The sequence below is a fragment of the Wolbachia endosymbiont of Anopheles demeilloni genome, assembly GCF_018491735.2.
Taxonomy (GTDB): Bacteria; Pseudomonadota; Alphaproteobacteria; order Rickettsiales; family Anaplasmataceae; genus Wolbachia.
In genome coordinates, this window is the sequence record NZ_CP084694.1 from 1,045,453 (window position 1) to 1,057,654 (window position 12,202).

Here is a 12,202-nt window from a genome sequence, read left to right on the forward strand (position 1 = left end):
CTTAACTTACCAATTACATTATTTTACCTTGTAGTTCTTTTTCTAACGCCTTTATCTCTTGTGTTAGTTGTTCAATACCTTGATCTTTTTCTTGCGTTATTCTTTTCAATTCAGCTTTAAGTCTTTTAACTTCTTCTTCCATAATTTGCTTTCCCTCATTTAGTATTCTTATTCCTGTATCACCTTCCTTTTCTATCTTTTGATTAAGTTCTTCTGATTTTTTAAGTTTCTCTGTAAGTGACTTAATAGAAGAATCTTGTTCCTCGATTTTTTGATCTCTTTCAAGCATTGCTTGCTGTTGTTTGTTAATTTCATTTTTCAAGGAGTCACGTTCAAAGATTAGATTATCACACTGCTCTGCAAGTTTGTTAATTTCATTTATAGTTTCATCTACACCTTTTAATCCTTCTTGTTCATACTTTTTCTCATAATCTTTATGTATTTTTTGTTGATCGTAACCTTCGTCAATGTATTCATCAGTGATTTTAGACTCTTCATCATCAATTTCGCTCTCAGAGGAAAAAGAACTTCTACGCGAATCAGGAGAGGAATATCCACTACTACTTAGTATAGGTGACTGTAGTGAATCTTTTGTAAATGTTTCCTCTGCTGATGTTTGCTGCTCGTTCACACTTTTGCCCATGTCAGTAAAAGCTTGATGCAGAGTTTTGCCGTTGATAAAAATTTCTTTATTCTGCTCAATTAATTTTAATACCTCTTCTGGGTCGGTTATTCCTCCAAATTTTGGTTCATCAACTACATTTTTTATGCCACTAGAGTCTATTTTTACAATAATACTACAGTTTATGTTATTGCCTTTAGAATCCTTAGCTTGCCAGTTGATGGTCATTTCACATGAGCTTGAACTAGTAAAATTATAGTGTCTTTCGCTACCTTTTTTGGTTGCAGTTATTTGACTATCTTTCCCTAAAGATAGGTTATAAACCTTACCTTCGTCGCTGGCTCTTAAAAGGGTACTAATCTCTATTGGTTTTTCTTTATTTTCAAACCTAATTTGAAAGTCATTATCTTTTGTTGTATATGCTAAGAAATTTTCACCTGGTAGAGATGCTTCAAATTCTTTATGTGTTTTATTTATTGATTGCTCAAATTTTTGGAAATCTGTCTTCCACTTTGAGCTCATTTGTTCCTTAATGTCTTTATTTTGTAGTAAAGGACCAATAAAATACCAGATTAAGTTTTTTTTCTCCAATTGTTTTATAGTCTCCTGAAAGCTGCTGCAGGATTCAATTATATCTAAAATATCCTTTTTCTGCTGTTCATCTACATTTAAACCTTGATTTTCAGCTATAAATAAGTTTTCTTCTAGCATAATTTCTATTTTTATAGAACTATGTTACAGTATTAACATTTTTTCTTAAAAAATTAACTAATTTTATAGTTAAATAAACTTGAGTATTTGGCTAGAATGTTATATATTAACCACTCCAAGAAGTGCAGTATGGACAATATTATTATAAGGAAATATGATATTAGAGGTGTGGTAGGCAGAGACCTGCAGATCAGTGATGGGTATGAAATAGGCAGAAAATTCGGTCAAATCGCAGCCAACGTTTGTGTAGGCTATGACAGCAGGATAGATTCACCAAGCATAGAAAAAGAATTAATCAGGGGTTTGATTTTATCCGGTGCGAATGTTATACGAGTTGGACTATGCTCTTCACCTATGCTCTATGCTGCAACAATGCAGGCAGATCTTGGGATTATGATTACTGCTTCTCATAATCCCAGAGAGTATAACGGCTTTAAATTTTTCAGTAGTAAAAAAGTTTACTCAGATCAAGAAATGAAGGAAATTATGGGCAGTAAAATTAAAAACAGTACGAAAATTGGAAGCTTAATTAACACGAATATATATAGTGAGTACATTCACATATTAAAAAATGCGCTCAAGAATAACACTACACAAAAACTAAAAATAGCCTGGGATTTTGGCAATAGTCCAACAATTGGAAGATATATTGAAAAAGTTTTACCAGGCCATATACACATCGTAACCAATAACTCTATAGATGGGACGTTTCCACTACATGAACCAGATCCCATAGAAGAAAAAAATCTTACTCAGTTGATAGATATTGTCAAGAAAGATAAATGTGATCTTGGCATTGCGCTTGATGGTGATGGTGATAGAGTACGCTTGATTGATAATAAGGGTAATGTTGTTTCTAATGATCACTTGTTTATGATTTTTTCACGTAAAGTATTGGAGAAACAACCAGAAAGCAAAGTTATTGCTAACATAAAAATGAGTATGAAAGTGCATGATTTTGTGAGCAAGTTAGGAGGGAAAGTAATAACTTGTGCCACTGGACACTCACTAGTTAAGAAAAAGATGCTAGAAGAAGGAGCAAAGTTTGCCGGTGAATTGAGTGGACATTTTTTCTTTTCTGAGCTAGGTTTTGATGATGGGCTATATTCTGCTATTAAAGCCATTGACATTTTACTTGGGAAAAACCAAAGCCTATCTGAGGTGATTGAAGATTTACCAAATTTATATATCACTCATGAAGTGAAAATTGTAGTTAAAGATGAGAAAAAGTTTCAAATAATTGAGTCAATAAAGGAAACACTAAAGCAGCAAAACATTTTATTTTCAGAGCTTGATGGCATTAAGGTAACCGATGATAGAGGTTGGTGGCTTCTTAGAGTATCAAATACGCAAAACTGCATTACAGCAAGATGTGAAGGAAAAACCTTAGAAGATTTTGAACTCACTAAAAAAGTTTTATTTTATTATATTGATGAACTAAAATCATACATTTAAATTTTTTTGATCATTTACTTATTCGTAAATGTCCGCAGTTTTATTTGATTAGTAATAGGAATTGGTATGAACTATTGCGCACTTCTATGGTGCTAACAAGTAGCGGAATAACAGCTGTTCAATCTAGTTTAGCTATAGAAAGTGAATACTCACTTTTCTTTATTATTCTTAGGTTTCTCTTGATTAGCCATTTCCTCACCGATCTCTTTTATTTTTAGTATCAATGACTCTGGTACATACATGTCAATTATTTCTTCTGTTGTTACAAATAAAGCCTGATAGGAGTGTGAATTTATTATCCAGTTAGGCAATATGTCTTCTTCTATTTTAGATCCCACCTCTTGTTTATCGTATACTGTGTGACAATATAAATGCACAGCAAAAAATAGTACATAAGAAAGCAATATTCCTCTAAGTGCTCCGACAAACATTCCAGTAACTCTATCCATTAATCCCAACCTTATAGGTGATAATATGTACATTAGCCAGTTATTCATTGTCATAAATGTAAGATTAAGTATGATAAATACAGAGATTGTAGAAAGTATGTTTTGTGTAACTTTAGAGTCAAAATACTTACTATAATTTATAATAAAAAAATCATAGTAACTAGCTGTCAAAAAGACTGATAAGAGCAAGAACATTAATGCACATAGCTCTTTTATAAAACCTCTAGTTATCGATATTATTACACACAAGACAATAATAAAGATAATTAGGCTATCGAAAAACATATTTTGTATCTATATGATTTTCAAGATATAATAGTTGTAAATAACAAAGTTGTAAAATTAATTGTGTTGATATTTTATCAGCTGGTCTAAGTACCGAGCAATCATATCAACTTCTAAATTTAGGTAATTACCTGTCTTGTTATATTGAAAAGTTGTATTTTTCCATGTGTAGGGAATAATGTTCACAGTGAATTCTTGGTTGATAACTAAATTGACCGTAAGGGAAACCCCATCTAGCGTTACAGAACTTTTTTTTGCAATAAATTTAATTAGTTCTTGTGAGCATGATAGTCTGATTTCATGAGATTCTAAATTTTGATTGATTGTTAAAATTTCTGTTGTTTCATCCACATGACCCTGAACCAAGTGGCCGTCAATTCTGTCACTCAGTTTCATTGCTTGTTCTAGGTTTATTTTTTTCCCTGTTTTCCACGTATTTAAGTTAGAAACCTTCATGGTTTCTTGAGATACTTGAACTGTGAATACATTGCTCATTATGTTGACAACAGTTAAACACACTCCGGAGCAGGATATTGAATCTCCTTTGTTTATAGAGGATAAATTTTGTGTCTCAATATGGAAGATTTGATCAGAGTTAGGGTGGATAGTGATATCAGTTATAGTGCCAATATCTTTGATAATTCCTTTAAACATGCAATAAAATAAATAATTATATCACAAAAGATCTTATTTGTTAGGTGCGCAAAGGAAGATCTTTTTTACTTATCTGCTCAATAGATTCTACAAAATATTCAGAATATAGAAAGTAAGCTAGGTTCAAAACGCACAGTGTAATTAATATTGGTAACCCTATGTTTAATGTTAGACCGATACTTTCCCTTTTTCTGTTGGCACCAATTCCTTTAAAATTGACACTTTTCCCAGCGGCAAGTGCCATAGGCAGAGTGCTGATATAGAAGCTGCTACTAAAAATAGACAAAAATAAGTCTCTTTCGAAGAAAACATAGCTTTTAATGGTGATTTGAGCCTAATATTAGTAAGCAATCGAGTTTTAGCTTCATTTGTTTTTGGTAAATGGTCTACAGCTTTGCTTGGTAAAATTTCATGAGAAACATTTTAAAGCTGTGGAGAAGGTTGGCCTGAAACTAATTTAATCAACTGCTCTTTTTTTCTATATACTTGCTTTTGTAAATATTCTTTACCTAAAAGTGAATTATTAGGGGGTTGTGGCCTTTTGAGTACCTCTAGCACTTCTGATATCTCATCTGGTTCTAATACTTCATGTAGTTGTTTATCTTGGAAATAAATAATATTAAATACTGAGTTGAAAATATTGTAAAATGTATCTGAGTCTTGATTTTTATATTCACTTACTACTTCTACGAATATTTCATCGAATTTTTTTCCCTTGTGCTCAGCCAAATTATCTATCATAGCTACTCTAGCATCAATTTGAGCTTGTTTTATGATTGATTGTTTTTCTTCTTGCAATAATTCTTTAGCCTGCTTTTTTGACTTCCTTTTTTCTGTTAGCTTTAAAGTAGTCTGTGTGCGGCCTAGTTTGACCTATATCCCGCTCTGTTTCTTGAGGTACTAGATTTCCTATACTACCCTCTGTTATCCGAGTTTCTGACACTGGTTCTTTTTGCGCTGGAATGACACCAGATGGTATATTGCTATTCTGTATAGAAAATTTTTGCAATTGTGGAAAAAAGAATTGTGTTGCATTAAAAAAAATTGAATTGCTGAAAAAGAGACCTAAACCAGGAAAAATTTTCATGCATTGCAGCAACAATTACTGGTGCACGTGTAATTTACTTTCTGTTACTTGCTATATTGTAGCCAAACGAACCTTGCACAATTTGTTTATCTTGCGTGTTCCTTTTTTCAACCACATTTTCGTTTTTATTTTCAGTTTCTTCTACTTGTAATGTATCTTGACTTTGCTCCTCACTTTTGGCTTTTTCTAAATGTTTTAGCTGCTCATCTAAGAACCTGTTCACAATCTTTTCAGAAGCAAAGCAGCGAAAGCAAGAACGACCATTTGCAGGCTAGTGTTGAGTTTCCGCTCGCAATTTTTCCAAAGTCGCCTACATTTTTGCAACCAAGCAAAAGATCTCTCAACAACAAGTGCTATTTGCTCAACAAATTCACTGGTATTGGTATGGCTAAATTTGAAATCATTACATAAATTTGTCGTAAACCATCACTGCTTAAGGTGCTATGCAACAAAGCCATCCCAGTGTCAAGCGCTGGGATGACACCTTTTTATCCAAATAGTTTTATTGATGATATTAAAGATTGCACTATAATGAAAGTTTAAGCTAGCGTTTTTAAGGTGAATAAAGAGCTAATAAGTGAAATACCTTTACTTGAAGATAAGGCAGTTTCTAAGATTGAAAATGCTGCTTCTTTGCAGGATTTAGAAAAAGTTAGGTTGTCATATTTGGGGAGAAAGGGTATAGTAAAAGCTTATTTCGATGACTTAAAGAATATAGATGATGCAGGAGAAAAACGTGACCTAGGTGCAGTGATTAATGTTTTACGCAATAAGATAGATCAGCTTATAACAAGCAAAGAAAATGAACTAAAAGATAAAGAAGTTAAGTTAAAATTGCAAAATGAAGCAGTTGATATCACACTGCCTGTCAGACCAGAAAGAATTGGCAAGATTCATCCACTGAGCAAAGTTATAAGTGAAGTAAAGCTCATTTTTGCACATATGGGCTTCAAAGCAGTTGATGGTCCTGATATTGAAGATGAATTTCACGTGTTTGATGCGCTAAATACTCCAAGTCATCATCCTGCGCGAGAGGAGCAAGATACCTTCTACTTAAAGAATAAAATAAACGATAAAAGAATGGTGCTGCGCACTCATACCTCATCTGTGCAGATTAGAACTATGGAAAAGACAAAAGCTTTTCCAATTAAAATAGTGGCTGCAGGCAGGGTATACAGAAATGACTTTGATGCAACTCACACTCCTATGTTTCATCAGATAGAAGGGCTTTATGTTAATAAAAATGTCAATATGGGCCAATTAAAATTTACTATTCATCGCTTCCTTAGTAAATTTTTCGGAGATAAAGGTCTAAAAATACGCTTTCGTAATAGTTTTTTTCCTTTTACTGAGCCTTCTGCAGAAGTGGACATAAGTTATAAAGGTAGTAAATGGATTGAAGTACTTGGATGTGGTATGGTGCATCCAAATGTCTTTAAAAATGTTGGAATAGACCATACTAAATACAGTGGCTTTGCATTTGGGATTGGTATAGAAAGGCTAGCAATGCTGAAATATCAAATTAGTGATCTAAGGAGCTTTTACGACAATAGAGTTAGTTGGCTCAACCATTATGGTTTTCATTTTTCGTCTTTAAGATAAGTGACAAATAAATCTTATACATTTGTTGTACTTGCTGCTGGGCATGGTAAACGAATGAATTCAAGCTTGCCTAAGGTTCTGCACAAAATAGGTAATTTCTCCATGCTTGAGCATGTCATTTACAATGCAAAGCAGCTGAATCCTGAAAAAATAGTTATTGTAGTCGATTTGCTTTTAACTCAAAGGCTGAAATGCTTTGAGGGTATAAAACTAATTACACAAGAGTCAACGCTCGGTACAGGGGATGCAGTCAAAATTGCAATGAGAAACCTGAAAGAATTGTCAGATATAGTTGTTGTGCAGTATGGGGATACTCCACTAATAAAAAGCAGCACAATAACTAAAATGATAAGCTGCTTAGGAGAGAGCAATGCTTTAGTTTGTCTTGGGTTTAAAACTAATAATAAAGGATACGGTAGACTAATTATTGAGAACGGTTCCCTAAGAGAAATCGTAGAAGCACAAAATGGTAGAAATAATGATGAGGAATTTCTTGCTAATGCCGGAATAATGGTTGCACGTGAAAAGAATCTACGTGAGTTGGTGGAGAAAATAGAGTGTAATAACCAAGCTCATGAATATTACTTGACCGATATCGTTGCCATTGCAGTAAAGAGTAATTTAAATGTCGGCTATGTTATTGCTGATGAGGAGGAGGCAACTGGCATGAATAATAGGAATGACCTTGCAACGGCCGAGTTTTACTTTCAAGAAGAAAAAAGAAAGTTTTTCACTAACTCTGGAGTAACGCTTGTTGCTCCAGAAACTGTTTTCTTCTCTCTTGATACGCAAATTGGTATGGATTCGATTGTTTACCCATACGTTTTTTTTGGTCCTGGAGTAAAAATAGGATCTGGTGTTAGGGTTGGTCCATTTGCCAAATGTGAAAATACAACAATAGGTGATGGTGCAATCATAGGTAATTTTGTTGAAACAAAAGCAAGTGATATAGGTATAAATACTAAGATAAAGCATTTAAGTTATATAGGAAATACTCAGGTAGGGCAGGGGAGTAACATAGGTGCAGGTACCGTTATTTGTAATTATGATGGGAAAAAGAAACATAAAACAAATATTGGAAGCAATTGTTTTATTGGTGCCAATAGTTCATTAATTGCACCGCTTAATGTTCATGATGACTCTCTAGTTGCAGCAGGTAGCGTTGTAGTCAAAGATGTGCCAAAGGGAAGTCTGGCAATTGCAAGAGAAAGGCAAATAACCAAAAAAATAAAATAGCTTCAATTTTTTACTTGCAATTTATACTATTTTTAATATTTATATGCATATATTAATCTTTGGAGGATAAAAATGAAAAATTTACTTACTTTGTTGGCTTGCTGTTCTTTGTCAGCACCGTCTTTTGGAGTTGATTGGGTTAAAGATAGAACCTATAACTCTTCGTCGTATGGCATGCTTGGTATTAATTATGATCTTGGCTATCACTGTACAGATAGCATTAAAATTTCATTTGATCCTGCAGTTAAACTTGTTATGAGTGAAGGGATTTTAGACGCGGGACTTATGACAAAGCTTCATTATCATTATAAATTTGAAAATACAGATATTACTCCTTATGTTACTTTTGGTGTAGGAGGTGGAGCTAAAGTATCTCCACCAGCATAGCAAGGTCAACAGCCAGACGTAGAAAAGTTTTTTTTCCTACCAAATAGGTTCTGGTATTAATCTTCCACTTTCTGAGAGAACGAATGTTTTAGCTGGCTATAAACTTCACAAGTTCAGTAATTTTTCTCATGGATTTTAACTTGGAATGAGTTTTAATTTATAAGCTCCGATTGAATGTTTTTAGTGAAAGCTTGAGTTTTTATTAACGTCGTAAAGTTTTCATGAGACTAAGAGAATTTAAGAGTAGTCAAGTTTTAAAACTTGACTACTCTCCACGAGGAAAAGCAGATAAAGGTAGAAGTATTTCATGTTTTTATTTATATTGACAGTATGTGTAACATCATTTATGATTAGTGTTAATAACAATAATTGATATTTGTCATGTTTGCAGTAATCGAAACTGGTGGAAAGCAGTATTTAGTAAAAAAAGGCAGCATAATTAAAGTAGAAAGATTACAAGCTGAAGAAAAAGAGGAAGTGAAAATCAATAAAGTGATTTGTGTTTCAAGTAATGGCTTATCTTGTTCATCTAATGCTGTTGTTAAAGCTGAAGTACTGGAGCAGTGTAGAGATAAAAAAATTATAATCTTTAAGAAAAAGAGAAGAAAAAATTACCGTAGGAAAAATGGTCATAGGCAGTATATTACTGTTCTTCGTATCAATGAAATTAGTCTTCAAAAGTAAGAGGTAAGATATGGCAACTAAAAAATCAGGTGGTAGTTCCTGTAATGGTAGAGATTCGGCAGGGCGTCGGCTCGGGATAAAGAAAAATGGTGAGGTTATTCCAGGTAACATAATTGTACGTCAAAGAGGTACAAAATTTCATCCTGGAAAGAATGTTGGTATGGGTAAAGATTATACGATTTTTGCTAAAACGAAAGGCTGGGTGAGTTTTAGAAAATCAGCAAGTAAAAAGACGTTTATTGATGTTGTGCCTACAGATGATATTCAAGCCTTGGCTTGAATAGATACGGGTCTGTAGCTCAGGTGGTTAGAGCGCACGCCTGATAAGCGTGAGGTCGGAGGTTCAACTCTTCCCAGACCCACCATTTAAATTTGCAATAGTTTTGATATTATATAACTAAGCGATGATTTTACATAAGAATTCAGTAACCAGTGAATCAGTAGCAGCCGGTCATCCAGACAAAGTAGCAGACCAGATTTCAGATGCAATACTTGACGAATACCTTTTTAATGACTCTTCCTCTCGTATTGCAATAGAGACTTTAGTTACTAAAGATAATGTTATTATAGCTGGGGAAGTATTTGGGCCGAACATTGAAAATAGCAAGATTGAAAGTATTGTACGGAATACAATAAAAAATATTGGTTATGAGCATGATGGTTTCCACTGGGAAACAGTGAAAGTAAATATATTACTACATGAACAATCAAATGACATTGCAATAGGTGTGGATCAAGGTGCTGGGGATCAGGGCATAATGTATGGCTATGCAACAATAGAGACAGAAAGCCTCATGCCAGCACCCATTTTTTATGCACACTCGATTCTGAGAAATATCATGATTATGGTCAAAGAGGTAAAGCTTGGTCCGGATGCAAAATCGCAAATCACTTTGGCGTATGAGAATAACCTTCCAGTGCGTGCTGAAAGTATTGTTGTTTCAATACAGCATCTTGAGGATCTGAGTCAATCGAAAGTGAAGGAAATAATTTATCCTTACATAGCTTCATCTTTACCTGAAGGGTGGATGTGCCCTAAAGAAAATCTCTTAGTCAATCCAACAGGTAGATTTGTTATTGGTGGACCAGTTGGTGATTGTGGATTAACCGGACGAAAAATTATGGTTGATACTTATGGAGGCTATATTCCACACGGTGGAGGAGCGTTTTCTGGAAAAGATGCAACAAAAATTGATAGATCAGCAGCTTATATGGCGAGATACCTTGCTAAAAATATTGTCTTTGCAGGTTTAGCTGAACGTTGTCTTGTGCAGCTTTCTTATGCAATTGGTGTCTCAAAACCTACTTCATTTTACATTGATACATTTGGCACGAATACAATAGATGAAGAGAGGATTAAAGGGTTTATTGAAGGTAACATAGATTTATCAACTAAAGGCATAATAAGATATTTATCACTTAATCGTCCTATATATAAACGTACAGCCTGCTATGGGCATTTTGGTAAAGAATCGGAAAGTGATGGTGGATTTTCTTGGGAAGGTGTGGACTTATCTACTGATTTTTGTAAAGAATTTAATATAGAAGAAAAAAAAGAGAGAATTTCTTTAAACTATTAAACTCTTTTATTTCTAGCTTAATACTGATATAATAACTTATTATAAATTGTAAGTAACTTTTTAGTCACTATACTAATTTTAATATTTATGAGGCTTACAAGATGTCCGACAAACCAAAAGAAGAATTTTATGATATTGCTATAAAAGAATCATCTGATCTTATTGAAGAAATAAAAGAACATCCTTTCAATGTTGAATTGATAAACAATACGCTAGATTATGAAAAATTCAAAATTTATCTTCAGCAGGATTTTTTATATTTAGTGGACTGTAGTCGTGCTTTATTGATTATTGCAGCTAAAGTTGATGACATTGAAATAATGAGCAGTTTGGTTAATGTAGCAAGGGGAACATTTGCGATTCGAAAGCAGTATACTGAATATTTTGAGACTTGTGATTTATCCGATAATCATAAAAAATCAGAATCTTGTTCTGCTTTCACTGACTTTTTTATGCGTGCTGCATATCATAATTCTGTTGCTGAAGCTTTAGCAGCGTCTTGTCCTTGTTTTAATATATACCAAATTATTATAAATCATATGGTAGGAGAGGTTATGCCTAAAAAAATTGAAGATCACAGATATCAAGGGTGGGTTGATATCTATAATAACACAGTAATGAATGCTACGATTAATCAAGTTACTGACGTTGCAAATAATCTATATGCAAAGGCTGGTGATTGTGAGAGGAAAAAGATGCGTGAGTTTTTTAAGAGAGGTCTAGAGCTAGAAATAATGTTTTGGGATGAGATATATTCTCTAGCATAGTCTGTAGTATTAACACTAAATTATATTCTAGTTTATGTGATGTTTAGTAGTATAATTAAGAGTTATTATGGGTCAAATCTTTTAAAGGATATTATTGAGCATCCTTTCAATGTTGAATTAGCAAATAATACTTTAAACATAGAAAATTTCAAGTTTTATATACAACAAGATGCATTTTTTGTAGCTGATTATGTTCGTACTGTTTTAATTATTTCATCAAAAATGGAGAGTTGTAACAACATTTTTCCATTGATTGAGGTGGCTCAAGGAAGAATAGAGATTATAAGAGTGTTATGCGACCACTACTTTGCTGTATACTCCATAAATCGTGGAGAAAAGTCGCTAGAGTGTTTCAATTTTACTAACTTTCTTTTGTCTATTTCGTATAGCGAAATTTATGAAGCTGTAACAGTTATTTACTCTTGCCATTTTATATATAAAGTTGCTATTGGTAGTATGAGAAGTAAAATTAAAAAAAAATAATAGGTATAAAGATTGGTTTGATTTTTTTGGCAGTAGCTTGATGGAATCTGGATGTGTTGCTTTGGAAGGTATTGTTGACGAATATTGTAACAAAGTAAGGGAAAGTGAAAGGACCAGAATGCTTGAATGATTTAAAATAACTGCACAATTTGAGTTAGGCTTTTGGAATAGCGCATATAATTTTTCAAAATTTGATCAAG

General features: G+C 33.3%; 14 protein-coding genes, 1 tRNA gene and 2 pseudogenes. 10 read left to right on the forward strand and 7 right to left on the reverse strand.

Annotated elements, in window-relative coordinates:
- Window positions 1-13: 13 nt before the first annotated feature.
- Window positions 14-1,333: a hypothetical protein gene (locus JSQ73_RS06855; RefSeq protein WP_214249991.1), complete on the reverse strand. Its 1,320-nt coding sequence runs from the start codon at window positions 1,331-1,333 to the stop codon at window positions 14-16.
- A gap of 129 nt (window positions 1,334-1,462) precedes the next feature.
- On the opposite strand from JSQ73_RS06855, the gene JSQ73_RS05580 reads away from it, so the two are divergent.
- Window positions 1,463-2,788 (forward strand): phosphomannomutase/phosphoglucomutase, encoded by a 1,326-nt coding sequence (locus tag JSQ73_RS05580; protein ID WP_214249992.1) that lies wholly within the window; start codon window positions 1,463-1,465, stop codon window positions 2,786-2,788.
- Between the two features lie 149 nt (window positions 2,789-2,937).
- Here the strand turns inward: JSQ73_RS05580 and JSQ73_RS05585 are convergent, their stop codons facing one another.
- The 6 genes and pseudogenes from JSQ73_RS05585 to JSQ73_RS05610 all read right to left on the reverse strand — a co-directional run.
- A complete protein-coding gene (locus JSQ73_RS05585; RefSeq protein WP_214249993.1) occupies window positions 2,938-3,522 on the reverse strand; it encodes a CvpA family protein in 585 nt (194 codons plus the stop codon).
- A gap of 57 nt (window positions 3,523-3,579) precedes the next feature.
- Window positions 3,580-4,176, reverse strand: coding sequence for a riboflavin synthase (locus JSQ73_RS05590; protein ID WP_214249994.1), 597 nt, complete (start codon window positions 4,174-4,176; stop codon window positions 3,580-3,582).
- A gap of 423 nt (window positions 4,177-4,599) precedes the next feature.
- Window positions 4,600-4,974: a hypothetical protein gene (locus tag JSQ73_RS05595; protein WP_234301713.1), complete on the reverse strand. Its 375-nt coding sequence runs from the start codon at window positions 4,972-4,974 to the stop codon at window positions 4,600-4,602.
- A 7-nt stretch (window positions 4,975-4,981) separates the two neighbouring features.
- Window positions 4,982-5,263: a hypothetical protein gene (locus tag JSQ73_RS05600; RefSeq protein WP_234301714.1), complete on the reverse strand. Its 282-nt coding sequence runs from the start codon at window positions 5,261-5,263 to the stop codon at window positions 4,982-4,984.
- Between the two features lie 34 nt (window positions 5,264-5,297).
- Window positions 5,298-5,486 (reverse strand): hypothetical protein, encoded by a 189-nt coding sequence (locus tag JSQ73_RS05605; protein ID WP_234301715.1) that lies wholly within the window; start codon window positions 5,484-5,486, stop codon window positions 5,298-5,300.
- Window positions 5,483-5,611: pseudogene (locus JSQ73_RS05610) on the reverse strand (IS5/IS1182 family transposase); the annotation flags it as partial. The gene JSQ73_RS05605 and the pseudogene JSQ73_RS05610, both read right to left, overlap by 4 nt.
- Before the next feature lie 210 nt (window positions 5,612-5,821).
- Between JSQ73_RS05610 and pheS the strand changes: the two are divergent.
- The 9 genes and pseudogenes from pheS (at window position 5,822) to JSQ73_RS05655 (ending at window position 12,002) form a co-directional block, all read left to right on the forward strand.
- Entirely contained in the window at window positions 5,822-6,865 is a 1,044-nt protein-coding gene (pheS, locus tag JSQ73_RS05615; protein ID WP_214249997.1) for a phenylalanine--tRNA ligase subunit alpha, read from the forward strand.
- The gene (locus JSQ73_RS05620) at window positions 6,866-8,101 is read left to right on the forward strand and encodes an NTP transferase domain-containing protein (protein ID WP_214249998.1); all 1,236 of its coding nucleotides are present in this window, start codon (window positions 6,866-6,868) and stop codon (window positions 8,099-8,101) included.
- Window positions 8,102-8,173: 72 nt separating this feature from the next.
- Window positions 8,174-8,627: pseudogene (locus JSQ73_RS05625) on the forward strand (P44/Msp2 family outer membrane protein).
- 242 nt (window positions 8,628-8,869) lie between these two features.
- On the forward strand, window positions 8,870-9,172 hold the full coding sequence (gene rplU / locus JSQ73_RS05630; RefSeq protein ID WP_214249999.1) for a 50S ribosomal protein L21: 303 nt from the start codon (window positions 8,870-8,872) through the stop codon (window positions 9,170-9,172).
- Between the two features lie 10 nt (window positions 9,173-9,182).
- Window positions 9,183-9,452 carry a 50S ribosomal protein L27 gene (gene rpmA, locus JSQ73_RS05635; protein ID WP_214250000.1) on the forward strand — a complete coding sequence of 90 codons (270 nt, stop codon included), beginning with the start codon at window positions 9,183-9,185 and terminating at the stop codon, window positions 9,450-9,452.
- A gap of 8 nt (window positions 9,453-9,460) precedes the next feature.
- Window positions 9,461-9,537, forward strand: a tRNA-Ile gene (locus JSQ73_RS05640).
- Between the two features lie 39 nt (window positions 9,538-9,576).
- Entirely contained in the window at window positions 9,577-10,752 is a 1,176-nt protein-coding gene (metK, locus tag JSQ73_RS05645; protein WP_214250001.1) for a methionine adenosyltransferase, read from the forward strand.
- A 101-nt stretch (window positions 10,753-10,853) separates the two neighbouring features.
- Window positions 10,854-11,519 carry a TenA family protein gene (locus tag JSQ73_RS05650; RefSeq protein ID WP_214250002.1) on the forward strand — a complete coding sequence of 222 codons (666 nt, stop codon included), beginning with the start codon at window positions 10,854-10,856 and terminating at the stop codon, window positions 11,517-11,519.
- A 39-nt stretch (window positions 11,520-11,558) separates the two neighbouring features.
- On the forward strand, window positions 11,559-12,002 hold the full coding sequence (locus JSQ73_RS05655) for a thiaminase II/PqqC family protein (RefSeq protein ID WP_234301716.1): 444 nt from the start codon (window positions 11,559-11,561) through the stop codon (window positions 12,000-12,002).
- Window positions 12,003-12,202: the final 200 nt, after the last annotated feature.